The organism is Pandoraea communis (assembly GCF_902459745.1).
Lineage (GTDB): Bacteria > Pseudomonadota > Gammaproteobacteria > Burkholderiales > Burkholderiaceae > Pandoraea > Pandoraea communis.
This window is the reverse complement of the sequence record NZ_CABPSJ010000003.1, coordinates 750,975-772,373: the sequence shown is the minus strand read 5'-3', so window position 1 is coordinate 772,373 and position 21,399 is coordinate 750,975. Positions and strand designations below refer to the sequence as shown.

General features: G+C 62.3%; 15 protein-coding genes. 3 read left to right on the top strand and 12 right to left on the bottom strand.

Features of this window, described 5'->3' with window-relative positions; all coding sequences use genetic code 11:
* Window positions 1-11: 11 nt before the first annotated feature.
* From rseP to rpsB, 8 genes are all read right to left on the bottom strand, one after another.
* The gene (gene rseP / locus PCO31110_RS14340; RefSeq protein WP_150690701.1) at window positions 12-1,403 is read right to left on the bottom strand and encodes an RIP metalloprotease RseP; all 1,392 of its coding nucleotides are present in this window, start codon (window positions 1,401-1,403) and stop codon (window positions 12-14) included.
* 45 nt (window positions 1,404-1,448) lie between these two features.
* Window positions 1,449-2,648 carry a 1-deoxy-D-xylulose-5-phosphate reductoisomerase gene (gene ispC / locus PCO31110_RS14335; protein ID WP_010803867.1) on the bottom strand — a complete coding sequence of 400 codons (1,200 nt, stop codon included), beginning with the start codon at window positions 2,646-2,648 and terminating at the stop codon, window positions 1,449-1,451.
* A gap of 2 nt (window positions 2,649-2,650) precedes the next feature.
* Window positions 2,651-3,460: a phosphatidate cytidylyltransferase gene (locus tag PCO31110_RS14330; protein ID WP_010803866.1), complete on the bottom strand. Its 810-nt coding sequence runs from the start codon at window positions 3,458-3,460 to the stop codon at window positions 2,651-2,653.
* On the bottom strand, window positions 3,460-4,242 hold the full coding sequence (gene uppS / locus PCO31110_RS14325) for a polyprenyl diphosphate synthase (RefSeq protein WP_150586025.1): 783 nt from the start codon (window positions 4,240-4,242) through the stop codon (window positions 3,460-3,462). Before uppS ends, PCO31110_RS14330 begins: the two co-directional genes overlap by 1 nt.
* Before the next feature lie 65 nt (window positions 4,243-4,307).
* Window positions 4,308-4,868 carry a ribosome recycling factor gene (frr, locus tag PCO31110_RS14320; protein WP_010803864.1) on the bottom strand — a complete coding sequence of 187 codons (561 nt, stop codon included), beginning with the start codon at window positions 4,866-4,868 and terminating at the stop codon, window positions 4,308-4,310.
* An 86-nt stretch (window positions 4,869-4,954) separates the two neighbouring features.
* Entirely contained in the window at window positions 4,955-5,668 is a 714-nt protein-coding gene (gene pyrH / locus PCO31110_RS14315; protein ID WP_010803863.1) for a UMP kinase, read from the bottom strand.
* Window positions 5,669-5,765: 97 nt separating this feature from the next.
* The gene (gene tsf / locus PCO31110_RS14310) at window positions 5,766-6,647 is read right to left on the bottom strand and encodes a translation elongation factor Ts (protein ID WP_010803862.1); all 882 of its coding nucleotides are present in this window, start codon (window positions 6,645-6,647) and stop codon (window positions 5,766-5,768) included.
* Window positions 6,648-6,801: 154 nt separating this feature from the next.
* The gene (rpsB, locus tag PCO31110_RS14305; protein WP_010803861.1) at window positions 6,802-7,551 is read right to left on the bottom strand and encodes a 30S ribosomal protein S2; all 750 of its coding nucleotides are present in this window, start codon (window positions 7,549-7,551) and stop codon (window positions 6,802-6,804) included.
* A 518-nt stretch (window positions 7,552-8,069) separates the two neighbouring features.
* On the opposite strand from rpsB, the gene map reads away from it, so the two are divergent.
* From map to PCO31110_RS14290, 3 genes are all read left to right on the top strand, one after another.
* Entirely contained in the window at window positions 8,070-8,897 is an 828-nt protein-coding gene (gene map / locus PCO31110_RS14300) for a type I methionyl aminopeptidase (protein WP_010803860.1), read from the top strand.
* A 78-nt stretch (window positions 8,898-8,975) separates the two neighbouring features.
* Window positions 8,976-11,540 carry a [protein-PII] uridylyltransferase gene (locus PCO31110_RS14295; protein WP_010803859.1) on the top strand — a complete coding sequence of 855 codons (2,565 nt, stop codon included), beginning with the start codon at window positions 8,976-8,978 and terminating at the stop codon, window positions 11,538-11,540.
* Window positions 11,537-13,297 (top strand): pseudouridine synthase, encoded by a 1,761-nt coding sequence (locus tag PCO31110_RS14290; protein ID WP_150690700.1) that lies wholly within the window; start codon window positions 11,537-11,539, stop codon window positions 13,295-13,297. Before PCO31110_RS14295 ends, PCO31110_RS14290 begins: the two co-directional genes overlap by 4 nt.
* Before the next feature lie 103 nt (window positions 13,298-13,400).
* Here the strand turns inward: PCO31110_RS14290 and def are convergent, their stop codons facing one another.
* The 4 genes from def to smc all read right to left on the bottom strand — a co-directional run bounded on the left by def (window position 13,401) and on the right by smc (window position 21,290).
* A complete protein-coding gene (gene def / locus PCO31110_RS14285; protein WP_150690699.1) occupies window positions 13,401-13,934 on the bottom strand; it encodes a peptide deformylase in 534 nt (177 codons plus the stop codon).
* A 16-nt stretch (window positions 13,935-13,950) separates the two neighbouring features.
* Window positions 13,951-16,044, bottom strand: coding sequence for an NAD-dependent DNA ligase LigA (ligA, locus tag PCO31110_RS14280; protein ID WP_150690698.1), 2,094 nt, complete (start codon window positions 16,042-16,044; stop codon window positions 13,951-13,953).
* Window positions 16,045-16,217: 173 nt separating this feature from the next.
* Window positions 16,218-17,735, bottom strand: coding sequence for a cell division protein ZipA C-terminal FtsZ-binding domain-containing protein (locus PCO31110_RS14275; RefSeq protein WP_150690697.1), 1,518 nt, complete (start codon window positions 17,733-17,735; stop codon window positions 16,218-16,220).
* 39 nt (window positions 17,736-17,774) lie between these two features.
* Entirely contained in the window at window positions 17,775-21,290 is a 3,516-nt protein-coding gene (gene smc, locus PCO31110_RS14270; RefSeq protein WP_010803854.1) for a chromosome segregation protein SMC, read from the bottom strand.
* Window positions 21,291-21,399: the final 109 nt, after the last annotated feature.

Sequence of the window (21,399 nt, the reverse complement as noted above, 5' to 3'; positions counted from 1 at the left end):
CGTGACGCTGTCTAGTGCAGCAACTTCGACAGGTCATTGAAAAGTGCTACGGCGGAGAGCGCAAGGATGCAAACGATGCCCACTCGTTGCAGTGCGCTTTGCCACCGCTCGGAAACTGCCCGACCGGTTATCGCTTCGACCGCATAATATAACAGATAGCCACCGTCCAAAACTGGAATTGGTAACAGATTCAATACGCCAAGGCTAATGCTGACAAGCGCGAGAAAGGCAACGAAATAATCCAGCCCGAGTCTGGCCGAACGCCCTGCATAGTCTGCAATCGTCACCGGCCCGCTCAAATTCTTCAGCGATGCCTGCCCGGTGATCATCTTTCCGAACATCCGAACGCTGAACGCCGTGACGTCCCACGTGCGCTGCGCACCACGCCCAATCGCCTCGAATAACCCGTAGCGCACCGTCACCGTGTCGACCTGACTGGCCAGCGCCGCACCGATCTTGCCAACGCTCGCTCCGCCCGCCTCGGCCGGATCGGCCTCCGCACTCGGTGTCAGCGGCACGTTGCGTAGCGCACCGTCGCGCCGCACCGTAAGGGTCATCGGCTTACCCGGATGAGCACGCACGGCGTCCACAAGGGCCTTCGCCGATCCGACGGGGCTACCGTCGATTGCAGTGATTTCGTCCCCGACGCGCAACCCGGCAAGACCGGCGGCCCCGCCGGCCATCAGTTGCCCCACCTTGACGCGTGCCGACGGCACCAGCCCGAGGCGCTGCATGAAGTCTTGCTCGCCGTCGGCATCGAAATGCTGACCGGCGGCATCCAGCATGAACTCGGCGCGACCGTCGCGGGTACGCGCCACCAGCGTGACACGCTGTCCGTCGATCACCGGATCGACCAAACGCCAGCGAAGATCCTCCCAGGAACGCACGGGTACTTCGTCGCCGACCGCTTCGTCGGGACTGCTGCCGTTCTCACGGACGCCGGTAATCAGTTCACCGCCGGACATGCCTGCGCGCGCCGCCAACGTCCCTGCCGCCGGCGGTGCAATACGCGCAACGGGCTCGGTCACGCCAGCCAGATTCAGTCCCGCGTACAGCGCAATGGCAAGGAGGAAGTTTGCGATCGGACCGGCCGCAACGATGGCAAAGCGCTTGTAGACGGACTGCTGATTGAAGGCGCGCGCCCGATCTTCCGGCGCGACGATCTGCGTCTCGTCCCGTTCGTCGAGCATTCTGACGTAGCCGCCGAGCGGCAAGGCGCAGACGGTCCACTCCGTGCGATCGCGGCCCATCGTCCACTTGAACAACGGCACGCCGAACCCAACCGAGAATCGCAGAACCTTAACGCCGCACAGACGCGCCACGGAGTAATGGCCCAACTCATGGAATACCACCAGCACGCCAATGGCGACGGCAAACGCGAGCAACGTGGTCAACAGAGTCATGAGCGAATTCGAGCCCCAGGGGACATTACGACATACACCTGAGCGTCAGGACGACGCAGGCGCCGGCAGCTTGGCGACGATACCCGCCGCCAACTCACGGGCACGACGATCCGCCTCGAGCACGACGTCGAGCGAGGTGGCTTCGCCAACCGCGACGGTATCGAGCACTTGCTCGACGACTTGCGCGATGGCGGTAAAGCGAATGCGTCCTTCCAGGAATGCCGCGACTGCAATCTCATTGGCAGCATTGAGCAATGCGCCGGCTGTGCCGCCGCTGCGCAGCGTGTCGAACGCCAGACGCAGACACGGGAAACGGCGCAGATCCGGCGCTTCGAAAGTCAGTTTGCCGATATCGGCGAGATTGAGCCCCGTCACGCCCGACGTTACGCGATCCGGGAAAGCAAGTGCGTGAGCAATCGGCGTGCGCATATCGGGGTTCCCGAGCTGCGCGAGCGTCGAACCATCGGCATACGTCACCATCGAGTGGATCACGCTCTGCGGATGAATCAGCACCTCGATCTTCTCGGGCGGCATGTTGAACAGCCAGCGGGCTTCGATAACCTCGAGCCCCTTGTTCATCATGCTTGCGGAATCCACCGAAATCTTGCGGCCCATCACCCAGTTCGGATGCGCACACGCCTCATCCGGTGTGACGTTCTCGAGCGAGGCCAGTTCGCGCTCGCGGAACGGGCCACCCGAAGCAGTCAAGACCAGCTTTTCTACACCGCGCGTCGAAACCCGGTTTTCCCCGGCGACTTGCGGCAAGCACTGGAAGATGGCGTTGTGCTCGCTATCGAGCGGCAGCAACATAGCTCCCGCGCGCTCGGCCGTTGCCATGAACAGCGCGCCGGAGAGCACGAGCGACTCCTTGTTCGCGAGCAGAATGCGCTTGCCGGCGCGAGCGGCGGCGAGGGTCGATTGGAGCCCGGCGGCACCGACAATGGCAGCCACGACCATGGTGACTTCAGATGCTTGCGCAATCTCGATCAACGCCTGCGGACCGTAAGTCACTTCGATCTTCAGCCCGGCATCGGCCAGACGCGCCGCAAGCGAGCGAGCGCCTTGCGCATCAGCCACCACTGCCACCTTCGGGCGATGGGCGACACATTGCTCGAACAGGCGATCCAGATTGCGGTGCGCCGACAGCGCATAGACGGAGAATCGGTCGGGATGACGCCCCACTACATCCAGCGTGCTAACGCCGATGGAGCCGGTGGAGCCAAGAATAGAGAGATGTTGCGACATGATCAGACGAAGAGCAGAGCCAGTGGGAGCACAGGAAGCAATGCGTCGATTCTGTCGAGCACGCCCCCATGGCCAGGCAGCAGCGCGCTGGAATCTTTCACACCGGCTTGCCGCTTGAGTTGAGATTCGAACAGATCGCCCACGACCGAAAAAGCCACCAGCACCGTCAGCGCCAATGCGCCAAGTGCCAGGCCGAGCGCGCCTGCGAGATGAGAAACGATGGTCGGCGCCTGCAAGCCGCTCGCGAGCACCGCCGCGGCGGCCACGAGCACCAACAGCCACCCTCCGACAGCGCCTTCCCAAGACTTCCCAGGACTGATCGAGGGGGCAAGCTTGCGACGGCCGAACGCGCGACCGGCAAAATAGGCACCGGTATCGGCGAGCCAAACGATCACGAGTACCGAGAGAAGAAATGCCACGCCCCGCTCACGCGCAAGACACAGCGCCTGCCACGCCGCAATCAGCAACACCGGACCGGCGACAAGCAGCAAACCGCGCCATGCCCCCTTGGTTGCGGGCTTACGTGCCAGCGTATAGGGTCCGGCCAGCAGCCAGAAGATGGCGGCGGGCTTGAGCCAGATCGACGACAGTGTCCAGCCGCCCACCCATGTGAAGCCCACGCCCAGCAGCGCGAGCGCACCATAGAAGACGGCACCTGTTCCGTTCAGACCGACGAGCCGCCCCCATTCCCAACCGGCGGCAGCCACAATCACGGCCGCAAGCAATGCGAACTGCGCCGGCGTACCGACGAAGATCACGGGCAAGAGAATGGCGAGAAGTACGACAGCGGTAATAACGCGTGTCTTGAGCATCAGGCGGATTGTCCCGAGGGGTTCTGAACTTGCGCGCTGGTACGGCCGAAGCGGCGCTCGCGCTGTTGAAACTCGGCGACGGCCCGCTTGAGCGTATTGGCGTTGAAGTCCGGCCAGAATTCTTCGGTGAAATACAGTTCAGTGTACGCCAGTTGCCAGAGCAGAAAATTACTGACGCGCTGGTCGCCGCCAGTTCGAATGAAAAGATCCGGCTCCGGCGCATACGCCATGCTCAGGTAAGGCGCGAGGTCGTCTTCGCTGAACGATGTCTCGAGCGCAGCGGCCCCACCCTGCGCGACACGCGCGGCAGCGAGCTTCTGTGCGGCTTGCAGAATGTCCCACCGCCCGCCGTAGTTGGCTGCGATAGTCAGCGTGAGACCTTTGTTGTCCCGCGTACGCGCTTCCGCACGCTTGACCAGTTCCTGAATGCGCGGTTCGAACGCTTCGAGCGCTCCGATCACACGCAGACGAATTCCATTACTGTGCAGCTTCCCCACCTCGCGCTCGAGCGCGAGGATGAAAAGCTGCATCAGCGTCGAGACCTCATCCTGCGGACGACGCCAGTTCTCGGAACTGAACGCGAACAGGGTCAGGTATTCGATGCCGAGTTCGGCGCATGCCGTCACCGCTTCACGCACGGCATCGACGCCACGCTTATGCCCTGCGACACGGGGCAATTTACGACTGGTAGCCCAACGCCCGTTGCCATCCATGACGATGGCGACGTGGCGCGGAATGCTCGCTGATTCGGGAACAGAGAGCGAAGAGCTGAGAAAACCCATTGAGATACGGCGCGGGAGTCGAGCGCGAAAGTCGGCGGAGATCTTACGGTGAGTGCCAGGGGCACTCAAACCGTCATGATCTCGGCGTCTTTCTGCTTCACCAACTCGTCGATCTCGGCGACAAACTTGTCCGTGAGCTTCTGAACTTCGTCGCTGCCACGGCGCTCATCGTCTTCCGAGGCTTCCTTATCCTTGACGAGCTTCTTGAGTTGCTCGTTGGCATCACGGCGCAGATTACGCACGGCAACCTTGGCGGACTCGCCTTCCGACTTGACCAGCTTGGTCAGTTCGCGACGACGCTCCTCAGTCAGCATGGGCATCGGCACACGAATCAGATCGCCTTGCGTGGCGGGGTTCAGACCCAGATCCGATTCGCGAATGGCCTTCTCGACCACGGGGACCATCTTCTTTTCCCACGGCTGCACGCCGATCGTACGACTGTCTACGAGGTTCACGTTAGCGACCTGGGAGATAGGCACCATCGAGCCGTAGTAATCCACCTGCACATGATCGAGCAGGCCGGCGTGCGCGCGACCGGTACGAATCTTCGCCAGGTTGTTCTTGAACGACTCGATCGAGCTTTTCATCTTTTGCTCGACATTTTTCTTGATGTCAGCAACGCTCATGACAACCTCCAAACCTTGAATTGTTACGCAAAACGTAAATGATACGGCGTTGGCGCGCCAATGCACGCCAACGCCGCAATTTGAGCTCAAACGTGGACGAGCGTTCCCTCGTCTTCGCCGAGGATAACGTGCTTGAGCGCGCCCGGCTTCACAATCGAGAAAACGCGCACCGGCATCTTCTGATCGCGGCACAGCGCGAAAGCCGTCGCGTCCATGACCTGCAGGTTCTTCGAAATGGCTTCATCGAAGCTGATGGTCGAATACTTTACCGCGTTGGGGTCCTTCTTGGGATCAGCCGAGTACACGCCGTCGACCTTGGTCGCCTTGAGCACCACTTCGGCGCCGACTTCCGAGCCGCGCAGCGCAGCCGCCGTGTCGGTCGTGAAAAACGGGTTGCCCGTGCCTGCGGCGAAAATCACGACTTTGCCCTCTTCGAGCTGACGGATCGCACGCGGGCGGATGTACGGCTCAACGACTTGGTCCATGCGCAGCGCGGACTGTACACGCGCCTCGATACCGGCGTGACGCATGGCATCTTGCAGCGCCAGGGCGTTCATCATGGTGGCCAGCATGCCCATATAGTCGGCAGTCGCACGGTCCATACCGGCGGCTCCGCCAGCCACACCCCGGAAAATATTGCCACCGCCGATCACGACGGCCAATTGCGTGCCCAGGCGAACGACTTCGGCAATATCGCCAACCATGCGCTCGATGGTCGCACGATTGATGCCGAATGCATCGTCACCCATGAGGGCTTCACCAGAGAGCTTGAGAAGTACGCGTTTGTAAGGAGTAGACATGGCGGTCCTTAAGAAGTCTGGTCGGGCACTGTTGGGTATTCTGGATGAAACAACGGGGACGGCACCGCCGCCCCCGGATACTGCGATACTGCGCGAATTACGACTGCTTGGCAGCGGCCACTTGTGCGGCCACTTCGGCAGCGAAGTCGTCCTGCTTCTTCTCGATGCCTTCGCCAACCACGAACATGGTGAAGCTCTTCACCGACGTGTTGTTGGCCTTGAGCATCTGCTCGACGGTCGACTTGTCGTCCTTCACGTAAGCCTGGTTGAACAGCGAGACTTCCTTCAGGAACTTCTGCACGCTGCCTTCCACCATCTTGGCGACGATCTCTGCCGGCTTGCCCGATTCGGCAGCCTTCTCGGCAGCGACCTTACGCTCCTTCTCGATCAGCTCCGGCGAGACCTGATCGCCCGACACGGCCACCGGCTTCATGGCGGCGATGTGCATGGCGACGTTCTTGCCCACTTCAGCGTCAGCACCTTCGTACTCGACGACCACGCCGATACGCGTGCCGTGCAGGTACGCAGCCAGCTTGCCCGACGTCTCGTAACGCTGGAAGCGACGGATCGTCATGTTTTCGCCGATCTTGCCGATCAGGTCGGCACGCACCTGCTCGACGGTCTTGCCTTCGAGCGGCAGCGCCGACAGAGCCGCCACGTCGGCCGGGCCGTTCTCGGCGACCAGCTTGGCCACGTCGTTGGCGAACTTCAGGAAGTCATCGTTCTTCGAGACGAAATCGGTTTCGCAGTTGATTTCGACAACGGCGCCCTTGCTGCCGTCGATGTAGGCAGCGATCACGCCTTCTGCCGTGATACGGCTGGCGGCCTTGCTGGCCTTGCTACCCAGCTTGACACGCAGGATTTCTTCAGCACGGACCATGTCGCCGTCGGCTTCAGTCAGCGCCTTCTTGCATTCCATCATCGGCGCATCGGTCTTGGCGCGCAGTTCGCCCACCATTGCTGCAGTAATTGCCGGCATATCGTTACTCCTGTATATCGAATCAGTCGGGAGAGGATGGCGCCCGAACGGCCGCACTGCCCGCTCTCGGCGCCCCGCGCACCCGACGCGGGAAAATCGGACTAAAAAAAAGGGGCGCCACAAGCAGCCCCCTTTGTTACGCAGCGGTGGCCGCTTACGCCTCTTCGTTCACTTCGACGAACTCGTCGCCATCTCCGCGAACGGCTTCCACGACTTCCTTGACGGCGTTTGCACGGCCTTCGAGGATCGCATCGGCAACGCCTTGCACGTACAGCTCAACTGCCTTGCTCGAGTCATCGTTACCCGGGATGACGTAGTCAACGCCGTCCGGCGAGTGGTTCGTATCGACCACGGCGATCACCGGAATGCCCAGCTTGTTGGCTTCGGTGATGGCAATCTTGTGGTAACCAACGTCGACGACGAAGATGGCGTCGGGCATGCCGCCCATTTCCTTCACGCCACCAATCGACTTCTGCAGCTTGGCCATTTCGCGATCGAACAGCAGCGCTTCCTTCTTGCTCATGCGCTCTTGCTCACCGGCTTCCAGAGCCTGCTCCATGTCCTTGAGCTTCTTGATCGACGACTTCAGCGTCTTGAAGTTCGTCAGCATGCCGCCCAGCCAACGGTTGTTGACGAAAGGCATACCGGCGCGGCCTGCGGCTTCCGCCACGATTTCACGCGCTTGACGCTTCGTGCCCACGAACAGGATCGTGCCGCGGTTTGCTGCCAGTTGACGCACGTACTTCAGTGCGTCCTGGTACATCGGCAACGTCTTTTCGAGGTTGATGATGTGAATCTTGTTGCGATGGCCGAAGATATACGGGGCCATCTTGGGGTTCCAGAAACGGGTTTGGTGACCAAAGTGGACGCCCGCTTCCAGCATCTGACGCATCGTGACAGACATGTGATTCTCCGTGAGGGTTAGGTCTTAGACCGGCTGCCGTACCCGTTTCGCCAGACTGCCATACAGCTTTGCATGGCCCGCCGGGGAAGATCGGGCACCCTGGGTGCGCCGGCCCGCGATTTCAAGATTTCCAAGCCGATGACGACATTTGCCACCTGGCACCTCACCGGGTGCAGCGCCCTCCGGCACCACATTGGGGCAAATAATACCCGCAAAACCCGGCGAAGACCCTTAAAACCCAAGGGAAAACCCTTGGGTTTATCAGCAACTCGTCCTCGACTTAGCCCGAGATTATAGCATCGCACCACGCTGGCACTCAAGCGGCGCGTGAACTTGTGATGACAAGCCGGAAACGCCCGGTTCGCGCGGCATTCGACCCGACTCGCTCCGTGGCCCGCCGCGCGCCGGAACATCGGCAATTCATTGTCGGAACGCTCCGAAATCCGCGCCAGACGGGGCGAAAACCGTCCATTGGTGCGATAATGCGACACTGTTCAAGCAACTTGCCCGATTCAGCAATGGCCATCACCCTCAAGAATGCCCACGATATTGAAATGATGCGCGTCGCCTGTCGACTGGCCAGCGAAGTGCTCGATTTCATTACCCCGCACGTGCGCGCTGGCGTCTCCACCGGGGAACTCGACCGCCTCTGCCATGAGTACATGACCAAGGAACAGGGCACCGTACCGGCGCCGCTGAATTACCAGCCGCCGGGCTATCCGCCCTACCCCAAGGCCACCTGCATTTCGGTCAACGATGTGATCTGCCATGGCATTCCCGGCGACAAGGTGCTCAAAAACGGCGATGCACTCAACATCGACATCACCGTCATCAAGGACGGCTACTTCGGCGACACCAGCCGGATGTTCATCGTCGGCGAAGGCTCGATCCTCGCCAAGCGTCTGACGCAGGTCACATATGAATGCATGTGGCTCGGCATCAATCAGGTACGCCCGGGTGCGCATCTTGGCGATATCGGTCAGGCGATTCAAACCCACGCCGAAGCCCAGGGCTATAGCGTGGTGCGCGAATACTGCGGCCACGGCATCGGCCAGGTGTTCCACGAAGATCCGCAGATTCTGCATTACGGCCGGCAGGGTACCGGGCTCGTGCTGCAAACCGGGATGATTTTCACTATCGAGCCGATGATCAACGCCGGTAAGCGCGAGATTCGGACGATGCCCGACCAATGGACGGTCAAGACACGCGATCGCAGCCTGTCAGCGCAGTGGGAGCACACCGTGCTGGTGACGGAGACAGGGCACGAAGTGCTGACGCATTCGGCCCTGACGCCCCCGCCGCCGCCCGGCTCGTCGTACGTAACATCGTTCGCGGCAGCAGCCTGAGCATTCATATCGTCCTGCCGCCTGCCGAACGGGCGGCTACCCGGCCTGGCTCATTACTTACATACTCAGGAAGCCGTCATGCACGCGCGTGCGCACGCCCCTTCTCCGCTACGTCAGGCCCTCAAAGAACGCAAGGCCGAGCTTGTCGAACGCTTTTCCGCGCACGGCAAGATCGACACCCTGTTGCACGGCATGTGTCAGGCCGTCGATCAGGCCATGCGCGAAGCATGGGCCGAGTGTCAGATGCCCGGCGATCTCGCGCTCGTAGCAGTCGGTGGCTATGGCCGCGGCGAACTGTATCCGCACTCGGACGTCGACATTCTCCTGTTGCATCGGCATGCCGAGGGAGCGGCGCTCACGTCGCACGTAGAGCCGTTCATCGGCTTCCTTTGGGACATCGGACTGGAAATCGGCTCGTCGGTGCGTACGGTCGACGAGTGCATCATTGAAGCGCACGCCGACATTACGGTTCAAACAAGCCTGCTCGAAGCGCGGCTTTTGACAGGCAACCGTGCCCTCTTCGACGAATTCGAGCAGCGCTTTTCGGCAGACCTCGATCCGCGTGCATTTTTCCGCAGCAAGCAACTGGAAATTCGCCAGCGTCACGCGAAGTATCAGGACACCCCCTACAGCCTCGAGCCGAATTGCAAGGAAAGCCCCGGCGGTCTGCGCGATCTGCAGGTCATTCTCTGGATGACGAAAGCGGCGGGCCTTGGCAATAGCTGGTCGGAACTCTTCGCACGAGACTTGCTGACCGACCGCGAACTGAAGGAATTGCGCCGCAACGAACAATTCCTGAAGGGGCTGCGGGCGCGGCTTCACTTGCTCGCACGGCGGCGTCAGGATGTGCTCGTGTTCGACATGCAGACATCGCTCGCGCAGAGTCTGGGCTTCAACGCGACAACGACCAAGCGCGCCAGCGAGCAACTGATGCGCCGCTACTACTGGGCGGCGAAGGCCGTCTCCCAGCTCAATACGGTGCTACTGCTCAATGTCGAGGCTCGTCTGTTCCCGCAGACCAGCGGTGTCACCCGTGTGATCAACGAGCGCTTCGTCGAGAAGCAGGGAATGATCGAAATCGTGGATGACGAGTTGTACCAACGTCATCCAAACGCGATCCTCGAGACATTCCTGCTATACGAACAGGTCGTGGGCGTAAAAGGCCTGTCGGCGCGGACGTTACGGGCGCTGTACAATGCGCGCGAATTGATGGATGCGCAATGGCGCGCCGATCCGGAGAACCGCCGTACGTTTCTGGCAATTCTTCAGCAACCGCAGGGCATCACGCATGCCTTGCGCCTGATGAATCAGACGAGCGTGCTTGGCCGGTATCTGATCAACTTCCGTCGCGTGGTCGGACAGATGCAGCACGATCTGTATCACGTGTACACGGTCGATCAGCACATCCTGATGGTCGTGCGCAACATCCGCCGGTTCGCCGTGGCGGAACACACGCACGAGTATCCGTTCTGCAGCCAGTTGATCGCGAACTTCGACAGGCCATGGGTACTGACGATTGCGGCCCTCTTCCATGACATCGCGAAAGGCCGTGGCGGCGATCATTCCACACTCGGCATGGCCGACGCGCGACGTTTCTGCACGCGTCATGGCATCGACAAGGAAGATACCGAGTTGATCGTCTGGCTTGTCGGTGAGCATCTGACGATGAGCACCGTCGCGCAAAAGCAGGACACAACCGATCCCGAGGTCATCCGGCGTTTTGCGGAGAAGGTCGGTAACGAACGACGTCTGACAGCGCTGTATCTTCTGACGGTCGCCGATATTCGCGGCACCAGCCCCAAAGTCTGGAACGCCTGGAAGGGCAAGCTGCTTGAAGACCTTTATCGGCTTACCTTGCAGGTGCTGGGCGGTGCGAACCCCGATCCGCGTTCGCAGTTGAAAACGCGCAAGGAGGAAGCGCTCGGGCTGCTGCGACTGTACACCGTGCCTGAGCGCGCGCAGGAAGCGCTCTGGAACACACTCGACGTAGCGTACTTCCTGCGCAACGATCCGGCGGACGTCGCATGGCAGACGCGTCATTTGTGGCGACAGGTCGACAGCGCCGTTCCGATTGTCAAGGCGCGCCCGTCGCCGATTGGCGAAGGGCTTCAGGTCATGGTGTACGTGCGCGATCAGGTCGATCTGTTCGCTCGCATCTGCGGCTATTTCGAGCGCAAGGGGCTGTCGATTCTCGATGCCAAGGTGCACACGACCAGCCACGGCTTCGCACTGGATAGTTTCCTGTTGACGGACCCAGGCCTCGATACCAGCTACCGTGACATCATCAATCTGGTGGAAAGCGAGTTGGTGTCGTTGCTCACGCGCGTCGAGCCGATGGCGGAGCCGAACAAGGGACGGTTGCCACGACGTTCGCGTAGCTTCCCGGTCACGCCGCGCGTCGATTTGCGGCCCGACGAACGTGGCCAGTACTACCTGCTGTCGGTGTCGGCTAACGACCGCACCGGCTTGCTCTATGCGGTCGCCCGCGTACTTGCGCGTCATGGCGTGAGCGTGCGTACCGCCCGCATCAATACCCTCGGCGAACGTGTTGAAGATACGTTCCTGCTTGATGGCAGCCGTTTGCAGGACAATCGCCTGCAAATTGCCGTCGAGACCGAATTACTAGAAGCATTGGAACCATGAGCGATACCCCGCGCGCCAAACTCGGCGCCAAACATCCCCGCACGCTCGACAAGACCCGCGCACCGGTGCGTTCGTCCGGCGCGCTGCGTCGTACGACCAAGGCCGTGCCCGCGTCGATGCTCGACGCCAACGGCGCGAAAAGGAAGCCTGCGGCAAAACCGTCACGTCCGCGTCCGGCAGACGATGCCGCGACGCCCCGCGGCGCGCGACGCCCTGCCGGCAGTGGCGCCGCGCCGCGCCAACCCGCAACCGGCGCGCCAAAGCCATATGAAAAGCGCCCCATGGGTGAACGCCCGCCGGTGCGCGGTCAACGTGAGCGCGTTGCAGGAGCACGTCCTGCACGTTTGGACGAAGACCGTCCGCGTCGCAGCACCGAAGGCGGAGCGCGTGGCGATTACGCCCGCCCCGCCAAACGCAGCCCAGATGACCGCGCTCCACGTCGTTTCGAAGAGGACCGCCCACGTCGTGCCACCGAAGGTGGCGCGCGTGGCGATTTCGCGCGCCCTGCCAAACGCGGCACGGATGATCGTGCCCCGCGTCGTTTCGACGAAGACCGCCCACGCCGTGCCACCGAAGGCGGTGCGCGTGGCGATTTCGCGCGCCCTGCCAAACGCGGCACGGATGATCGCGCACCGCGTCGTTTCGACGAAGACCGCCCGCGCCGCAGCGCTGAGGGCGGTGCCCGCGGCGATTTCGCCCGTCCGGTGAAGCGCAGCACAGACGACCGCGCTCCGCGTCGTTTTGACGAAGACCGCCCGCGCCGTGCCACCGAAGGTGGTGCCCGCAACGATTACGCTCGTCCCGCCAAACGCGGTACCGACGACCGCGCTCCGCGACGCTTCGACGAAGACCGCCCGCGCCGTGCCGCCGACAACGCGCCACGCAGCCGCTTCGCTCGTGACGATCGAGACACCCAGGCCGGGCGATCGACGCGTCCCGCACGCGCGCCGCGTGCAACCCGCGACGATGACGACGACATCAAGGTCCATCACGATGCGGCCGGGTCGCTGCGCCTATCCAAACGCATGTCGGAGCTCGGTCTGTGCTCGCGCCGCGAAGCCGACGAGTGGATCGCCAAGGGATGGGTGCGCGTTGACGGCAAGGTCATCACCGAACTCGGCACGAAGATTCTGCCGACGCAGGAAATCACCGTGGTGCAAGCCGCACGAAAGGAACAGGCCAATCGCGTCACTATCCTGCTGCACAAACCCGTGGGCTATGTCTCCGGGCAAGCCGAAGACGGCTACGAACCCGCAGTCGTACTGGTGACACGTGAACACCATTGGTCCGAAGACGATGCCGGCGTGCGCTTCTCGCCGTCGCACCTGCGCAGCCTTGCACCGGCCGGCCGCCTCGACATCGACTCGACGGGCCTGCTCGTCCTGACGCAGGATGGCCGCATCGCCAAGCAACTGATCGGCGAAGACTCGGATATCGAGAAGGAATACCTCGTGCGCGTGTCGTACAACGAGCATGAGCAAAACGTCGAGGCGCACTTCCCTGCCGAGCGTCTGGCCCTTCTGCGTCACGGCCTCGAACTCGACGATCAGCCGCTCAAGCCCGCACAGGTCGAATGGCAGAACCCGGAGCAACTGCGTTTCGTGCTCAAGGAAGGCAAGAAGCGTCAGATTCGCCGGATGTGCGAACTCGTCGGCCTGCATGTGACTGGCCTCAAGCGCGTGCGCATGGGGCGCATCACGCTGGGCAACCTGCCCGTGGGTGAGTGGCGTTACCTGCGCACCGGCGAAGGCTTCTGAATCAACTGCGCCGCGCACGAAAAAGCCCGCCATCGAGGCGGGCTTTTTCATGACCATTGATGCTGACGCATTGACGAATAACGTTGGCCAACCGCATCAAACCTCAGTCGTCGCTATTCGGATCGAGTCCGGGGAAGAGAATCTCGGTGAAGCCGAACTTGCTGAAGTCGGTAATCCGCATCGGATAGAGCTTTCCGATCAAATGGTCGCATTCGTGCTGCACCACCCGGGCGTGGAAGCCTTCGGCCACCCGGTCGATGGGGGTGCCTGTCTGATCGAATCCTTCATAGCGCAGCATCGAGTAGCGATTGACCACACCGCGCAGCCCCGGCACCGACAGACAGCCTTCCCACCCCTCTTCCATGTCCTGCGTCAGCGGCGTGATGACGGGATTGATGAGCACGGTTTTGGGCACCTCCGGCGCATCCGGATAGCGCTCGTTGTGCTCGAAGCCGAAAATCACCACCTGCAGGTCGACGCCGATTTGCGGGGCCGCGAGACCGGCGCCGTTCGCATGCTTCATGGTGTCGAACATGTCTTCGACTAGTTGGTCCAACTCCGGCGTATTGAAATGCTCCACCGGTTTGGCGATACGCAGCAGGCGCGGATCACCCATCTTCAGTATGTCGCGAATCATCGGTTGGGTCCTCACATCAAAGCGCGGCCAACATTGCCCGCATAGCCTCTTCGTCCAGCACGGGCACGCCAAGTGCCTCTGCCTTCGCCAATTTACTGCCCGCATCGGCGCCCGCCACGACATAGTCGGTCTTCGCCGAAACCGAGCCAGCCACCTTCGCGCCCCGCTCCTCAAGCATGGCTTTCGCCTCGTCGCGCGAGAGCGTCGGCAATGTGCCCGTCAGTACGAACGTCTTGCCCGCCAACGGCAGCGGTGCCACAGCCGCAGGTTCAGACTCCGGCCAGGTGACGCCGCCCGCCCGCAATTGTTCGATCACCTCGACATTATGCGGCTCACCGAAAAAATTGGCGATGGACTGGGCCACAATGGGGCCGACGTCCGGCACCGCCAGCAGTTCATCGACGCTGGCCGCCATCACGTTGTCGAGCTTGCCGAAATGGCGTGCGAGGTCCTTCGCGGTCGCTTCGCCCACATGACGGATACCCAGCGCGAAGATGAACCGCGCCAGCGTCGTGTGACGCGCCGTCTCCAATGCTGCGACCAGATTCGACGCCGACTTGTCGGCCATCCGGTCAAGCACCGCGAGCTTTGCCACGCCCAGTTTGAACAGGTCCGCCGGTGTCCGAATAATCTGCTGATCGACCAGTTGCTCAACGAGCTTGTCGCCAAGCCCCTCGATGTCGAGCGCCCGGCGCTGGGCAAAGTGCAACAACGCCTGCTTGCGCTGCGCCGCACAAATCAATCCGCCGGTGCATCGTGCGATCACCTCGTCCGGCAGCTTCTCGATGGCCGACCCGCACACCGGGCACGCCGTCGGCATGACAAACGCCCGCGCATCGGCCGGCCGGCGCTCGAGCACCGACCCGACGACTTCAGGAATCACATCCCCCGCGCGACGCACAATCACCGTGTCGCCGATCATCACGTCCTTGCGGCGGATCTCGTCTTCGTTATGCAGCGTTGCGTTGGTCACAGTCGCCCCGCCGACAAATACCGGCGCAAGCCGTGCCACTGGTGTCATCGCGCCGGTGCGTCCCACCTGCACTTCGATGTCCAGCAATGTCGTCAGCGCTTCTTGTGCCGGGAACTTGTGTGCCAGCGCGAAACGGGGAGCGCGCGAGACGAACCCAAGGCGGTCCTGCTCGTCACGGCGATTGACTTTATAAACCACACCATCGATGTCATACGGCAGCGTCTCACGCGCCTCGCCGACCGACCGGTAGAACGCGAGTAGTCCGGCAGCGCCTTGCACGACTTCGCGGCGATCGTTCACCGGAATCCCGAGCGTCACATACCAGTCGAGCAGGGCCGAGTGCGTCTCCGGCATCGGAGCGCCCACCAATTCGCCCACCCCGTAAGCAAAGAACGACAACGGCCGCCTGGCCGTGATCTTCGAATCGAGCTGTCGCAGACTGCCTGCGGCGGCGTTGCGCGGATTGACGAAGACCTTCTCGCCCGCCGCTTCCTGAGCCCGATTGAGTTTGTCGAAGTCGGCACGGAACATCAGCACCTCCCCTCGCACCTCCAACACTTCCGGCGGATTGTCGGCATCGAGACGCAGCGGGATTTTTTTGATCGTACGAATGTTCGCGGTGACATCCTCGCCGGTCGTGCCATCGCCGCGCGTTGCCGCCTGCACGAGCACGCCATGCTCGTAGCGCAGCGCAATCGCCAGACCGTCGAATTTCAACTCGACGGCGTATTCGACAGGTGCACCGAACAGGTCACCAGAGGGCGCGTTACCATCGCGGAGCCCATCGGACACACGGCGATCAAACGCCTCGACATCCTCGTCGGCGAAGCCGTTATTCAGCGAAAGCATCGGCACACGGTGCACAACCGGCGCGAAGCCCTCCAACGGCTTACCGCCTACGCGTTGCGTGGGCGAATCGGGGCGCTGCAATTCGGGATAGTCGGTCTCGAGCGCGACCAGTTCGCCAAACAGGCGGTCGTACTCGGCATCGGGAATCAGCGGCGCATCCTCTTCGTAATAGGCGCGATTGTGACGCGCCAATTCGATGCGCAACTCGGCAGCACGTTGCGCAGCCGCCGTGACATCGGCCGCCTTTGGCGCGTTCGCACCCTGACCCGGAACTGAAGTTTGGGACATGCTTGGAAACTCGGGATACGAGAAGTCAGAACATTATGCCTTCGACGTACGCACCTGCGCGCCGCCGATAGCAGCAATCAATCGGAATGAAAACGCCGCTCACCCGACGGTGAACGGCGTGCATCGAACGCGGTGCCTGACAGATCGTCGTCTGCCGTGCACCGCACTCGTCGTTACTGACTGAACAGGCGGCGCGTCACCGGCGAGCCTGCCGGCAGACCCCGCGCCTCGAGACGCTCGTAGAGCTTGAGCAATTGCTTGTCGACGTTTTGCAGCGCAGCATCCGAAAGCGGCCGGCGCTGATCGTCCACGACGCGCCCACCGATGCGCTGCCCAATCGAACGGGCGTAATCGCACATCAGGCGGAACGGCAACAGGTCTTCGTCGGCCACCGGCACATCGAGCAGCATCGTAATCAGATCACCGCCCTTGTACGTCAAATCGTCGCGCAGGAAGTTGGTGTCGCCGAATTGCAGCATGAACACCGGATTCTGGCGAGCATCGAGTTTGACGAAACGCATGCCGTCGCGCGAGAGCAGCAGACCATCCTGCGTTGCCACCGCCTGAACGTAGTTCGCCGACCAGGGGGCGCCGTCCGAGAGCACGTTGACCGACAGTTGCGCGTCGCATTGCGCGGCGAAATTGTCCAGTTCACGGCCACGGGCCACCGTCTCCATCATGTCGGGCAGTTCCGGTAAGGCGTCAACCGCGTCGGCGAGCGTCTGAACGAGGTTCGAGAACTCCGAGAACTCGACTTCGTTCAACGCGCCCGCGCGGTTGGCCAACTGCACGGCCATGCGCAACTGATGGTAGCGCCCACCGGTGCGAATCAACTCCCACGGCGAATGCTCGTCGGCACGGCCTTCGACGTTGACCGGCTTGCTGCCTGCACGTCGCATGCGCACAGTCAACGGCATCAGACGCTCCGCAGCCACCATGTTTGCCAAAGGCAGTTCGACGATGCAGTCGATGCGCTCGTCGATAACCGGCGGCGGGCCGCTCGGCACTGCAGGACGAGCTGCCGCGATGGGTGCCGGTGGCGCCACCGGAACAACCGAAGCAACCGGCTCCGCCCCCGGCGCCGCAGCGCCTTCAGCGTGTGCAAGGGTTTCCGCATCGGGCGCAGCGGCAGCCGCAGCAACCGCGCCGGCTGCAGCGGCATCCACGGTGTCGTCGGACGCGAGTTCGGCGTCAACCCGCGCCACCGTGCTCACGACGGCGGCTTGTTCCGCGTCGCGTGCTTGCGCGTCCTGATGACCCGGCAGGGGGGAGTCGGTCACCGATGGCGTTTCGCCCGTAGCCGCGCCCGCTTCATCGGTTTGCGCCGCGAGAGCGGCCGCTTCTTGTGCGGCACGCTTGCGTGCGGCAGGCGGCGCATCCCAGGCGTCTTCGTTAATGGCAAAGGCATCCTGCACCGACGTACCGGACGCTGCAACCGGGCCGCCCAGGGTCGGCTCACGGCGCTCGCCCGAATGCGCAGGCACGCGCGGGGGCGAAAGCGTCGGTTCGATGAATGGGCGATCGTCGTCGGCGTCGGGCGTCCCAGCAGTCGCGTCGATACCGGCACCATCGACCGGCATGCGACGCGGAATGCGTGCGCGTGCTTTGCTGCCCTGCCAGGCGTTATATGCCACGACCCCCAGCAGTACTACTACCCCTGCGGCAATCAAACTCAGCTGCAGTTCATTCATGCGTGGCGTTCCTCTCTCTTCTCCATCTTGGGCGCGGGGTCAGGCGATCTCGGCCAGATTGATCGCAGACTCCATGTCCACCGCCACGATCCGCGACACCCCTTGTTCCTGCATGGTGACGCCGATGAGCTGATTGGCCATTTCCATCGCGATTTTGTTATGCGAAATAAATACGAATTGGGTACGGTCCGACATGCGCGCCACCATCTTGGCGTAGCGCTCGGTGTTGGCATCGTCAAGCGGTGCGTCCACCTCGTCGAGCAAACAGAACGGCGCCGGGTTGAGCTGGAACATCCCGAACACCAGCGCAATCGCCGTGAGCGCCTTCTCACCACCAGACAACAAATGAATCGTAGAGTTCTTCTTGCCCGGCGGTTGCGCCATCACCTGAACGCCCGCGTCGAGAATTTCGTCGCCGGTCATGATGAGCTTGGCCTGTCCGCCGCCGAACAGCATCGGGAAGAGTTCTCCGAAATGTTTGTTCACTTCGTCGAACGTGCCTTGCAGCAGCACCCGCGTCTCTTCGTCGATCTTGCGAATGGCGCCTTCGAGCGTTTCGATGGCGTCGTTCAGGTCGGCCGACTGCGCGTCGAGGAAAACCTTGCGGTCGCGCGCCGTTTCCAGCTCTTCGAGCGCAGCCATGTTGACCGGACCCAACGCATTGATCGCATTGTTGATGCGGGTGACTTCACCTTGCAGATACGACGGCTTCAGATCCGGCGTGAGCTTGGCGGAGAGCGCCTCCTCATCGACTTCGGCCGTCGTCAATTGCTCGACGAACTGCTCGCGATTCAGGCGTGCCGCCTGTTCCTTCAACTGCAATTCCGTGATGCGGTCGCGCAGCGGTTGCAGCCCGCGCTCCGCAGCAAGACGTTCTTCGTCGCTCTGGCGCAGCTTTTGCGTCAGCGCATCGAGTTCGATACGGGCAGCCCCAAGAATCTCTTCCTTCTCGGCGCGTAATTCGAGTGCGTCCTGCAAGCCATTCTCGACCGTCTGCTCCGTGATCTGCGCGAGTTCGGCCTGCGCTTGCTCAATCGACACCACCAGACGTTCGGCCTGCTCGAGCGCCGTCTGAATATTACGGCGATGTTCGTCGATCTTGCTCGAAATCCCTTTCTGACCGTAAGACGCTTCCTGCGCCAGGCGCTCCAGTTCGCGTGCACGGTTGCGGGCGTCGGAGAGCTGGCTGTCGAGCGATTCGAATTCGAGTTGACCGTCTTCGAATGTCGCCTGCAATTCGGCCAAACGCGAATCGCTTTGCTCGAAATTCGCTTCCGATTCGGCGCGCAACGCGACCTGCTCTTCGATCTGTGCGGCAATCTCGCTCAGTTCTTCGTCGATCTGCGTGCTGCGGGCGTTGTAGCGCTCATAGGCTTGCGTGAGCTTGAGCACATCCATTTGCAGTGCGTGCACGCGCTGCGTGGCCCGCTCCGCACGTCCGCGCACCTCGGTCAGGGACTGCGCCGCCTGACTATAGGCCGCCTCCGCGCGCACAGCACTCGACTTGGCTTCATCGGCGAGCAAGGCCTGGGCACGCAGTTGCTTGCCCAGATTCTCGATTTCCTGCTGACGGGCCAGCAAACCGGCCTGTTCGGAGTCGGCGGCGTAAAGCTGTACGCCGACGCGCGTGACCTGGTGGCCCGCCTTGACGACAATCGATGCCCCTTCGGGCAGTTGCGCCCGGGCGACCATGGCTTGCGTCAGATCGTCGGCCACGAAAACGTGACCGAGCCATTCCTGCAATACGGCGCGCAGGCCCGGATCGTCGATGCGGAGCAACGAGAGCAGCGGGCGCAACGCGGCCGGGGCTTCGAGCGGACGGGCCGCTGACGGCGGCGAATAGAACGCCAGCTTGGCCGGCGGCGCATCGCTCGCGAAGGCCTTCACCCAGTCCAGATTGCTGATTTCCAGTGCGGCAAGACGCTCACGCAGCACCGACTCGAGCGCGTTTTCCCAGCCCGGCTCGATATGCAGTTTCTTCCAGAGACGCGGCAGTTGCGCCAGTTCGTGTTTGTCGAGCCAAGGCTGAACCTTGCCTTCCGTCTGCACACTTTCCTGCAACTGCTTGAGCGCCGTCAGACGCGCCTCGAGTTGCGCAATGGTCGCGGCTTCCGACTGCACGCGAGCCTGCGCCTCGGCACGCTCGGCTTCCAGTCGCGGCAGCCGCTCCTGTGCATCGGCGAGTTCGGCCTGTGCATCCTCGAGCATCGCCTGATGTTCGGCAAGGTCGGCGCGTTGCGCTTCCAGTTCGGCTTCATCGGGCTTGTCGAGCCCGCGCGCCTCGCCCTGCAAACGCTCCTGACGCTGCTGCAACTGCTGCAACGCCTGATCGGCGTTGCGCTGGTGCGCCGCTTCGAGCTTCAGACTCTGCTCGACCTGCGCGATCTCGCTGCGTTGCTCGTTGAGCAGATTCTGCGCATCGCGCCAGCCGGCTTCGAGCGCAGGCAGCGCGTCGTTCTGATCGGCCGCCTGATCTTGCGCGGTGGCCGCGCGCTCTTCGGCAATGACGAGTTCTTCTTCGGCAAGCGCGAGTTCTTCTTCCGATTGCGCGGAACGGGCCTGCCACTGCTCGCGCTGGGAAGTGAGCGCGGCCAATTGGGCCTGCACGCGATTGCGCGACTCGACAACGTAGCGAATCTCGGCTTCCAGACGGCTGACTTCCGAATTCGCCTCGTACATGGCGCTTTGCGCGGCCTGTACGGCGTCGGTGGCCGTATAGTGGGCGGCGCGCAGCGTTTCAAGATCGGCTTCCGAACCGCGCAGACGCGCCATCTGTGCTTCGAGATCGACCTGAGCCGATTCGATGGCGCGTTGCTGACGCTCTTGTTCGTTCTGGGCTTCGTTCTTGCGCAGCAGCCACAACAACTGCTGCTTCTCTTCGCCGTCGCGCTGCAAGTCCTTGAATCGGTTGGCGACAACGGCCTGCGATTCGAGCTTCTCGAGATTGGTACCGAGCTCACGCAGAATGTCTTCAACGCGCGTGAGATTTTCACGCGTGTCCTGCAGGCGATTCTCGGTCTCGCGACGGCGTTCCTTGTACTTGGACACGCCCGCGGCTTCTTCGAGGAACACGCGCAACTCTTCCGGCTTGGCCTCGATGATGCGCGAGATCATCCCCTGCCCGATGATGGCGTAGGCGCGCGGCCCGAGGCCGGTACCAAGGAAGATGTCCTGAATGTCGCGGCGGCGAGCCGGCAGATTGTTGATGTAATAGCTGGAGGTGCCGTCGCGCGTGAGCACGCGCTTGACGGCGATTTCGGCGTACTGGCTCCACTGCCCGGCAGCGCGCCCGGCGCTGTTGTCGAACACGAGTTCGACGCTCGCGCGGCTCGCCTGTTTGCGGGCGGTTGACCCGTTGAAAATCACGTCCTGCATCGATTCGCCGCGCAGCTCGGAGGCGCGCGACTCGCCGAGCACCCAGCGCACGGCATCGATGATGTTGGATTTGCCGCACCCGTTCGGGCCGACGATCCCGACCAATTGGCCAGGTACCGCGAAGTTCGTCGGATCGACGAATGACTTGAAGCCAGCGAGTTTGATGGAGGTCAGACGCACGGCAGGTTCGCTTTATCGGTCATTGAATGATGGGAAAGACGCAGACGCGCTAGCTGGTCCTGTCGGGCCTTGCGCACGCTGGCGCGCGCAGGCCGCTTACATCGATATA

Bases quoted from the DNA above. Each gene is read 5' to 3' on its own strand.
- map (WP_010803860.1), top strand. From the start codon at position 8,070: ATGGCCATCACCCTCAAGAATGCCCACGATATTGAAATGATGCGCGTC.
- PCO31110_RS14290 (WP_150690700.1), top strand. From the start codon at position 11,537: ATGAGCGATACCCCGCGCGCCAAACTCGGCGCCAAACATCCCCGCACG.
- rseP (WP_150690701.1), bottom strand. From the start codon at position 1,403: ATGACTCTGTTGACCACGTTGCTCGCGTTTGCCGTCGCCATTGGCGTG.
- pyrH (WP_010803863.1), bottom strand. From the start codon at position 5,668: ATGTCTACTCCTTACAAACGCGTACTTCTCAAGCTCTCTGGTGAAGCC.
- ispC (WP_010803867.1), bottom strand. From the start codon at position 2,648: ATGTCGCAACATCTCTCTATTCTTGGCTCCACCGGCTCCATCGGCGTT.
- PCO31110_RS14275 (WP_150690697.1), bottom strand. From the start codon at position 17,735: ATGAATGAACTGCAGCTGAGTTTGATTGCCGCAGGGGTAGTAGTACTG.
- ligA (WP_150690698.1), bottom strand. From the start codon at position 16,044: ATGTCCCAAACTTCAGTTCCGGGTCAGGGTGCGAACGCGCCAAAGGCG.
- uppS (WP_150586025.1), bottom strand. From the start codon at position 4,242: ATGGGTTTTCTCAGCTCTTCGCTCTCTGTTCCCGAATCAGCGAGCATT.
- rpsB (WP_010803861.1), bottom strand. From the start codon at position 7,551: ATGTCTGTCACGATGCGTCAGATGCTGGAAGCGGGCGTCCACTTTGGT.
- PCO31110_RS14295 (WP_010803859.1), top strand. From the start codon at position 8,976: ATGCACGCGCGTGCGCACGCCCCTTCTCCGCTACGTCAGGCCCTCAAA.
- def (WP_150690699.1), bottom strand. From the start codon at position 13,934: ATGATTCGCGACATACTGAAGATGGGTGATCCGCGCCTGCTGCGTATC.
- PCO31110_RS14330 (WP_010803866.1), bottom strand. From the start codon at position 3,460: ATGCTCAAGACACGCGTTATTACCGCTGTCGTACTTCTCGCCATTCTC.
- tsf (WP_010803862.1), bottom strand. From the start codon at position 6,647: ATGCCGGCAATTACTGCAGCAATGGTGGGCGAACTGCGCGCCAAGACC.
- frr (WP_010803864.1), bottom strand. From the start codon at position 4,868: ATGAGCGTTGCTGACATCAAGAAAAATGTCGAGCAAAAGATGAAAAGC.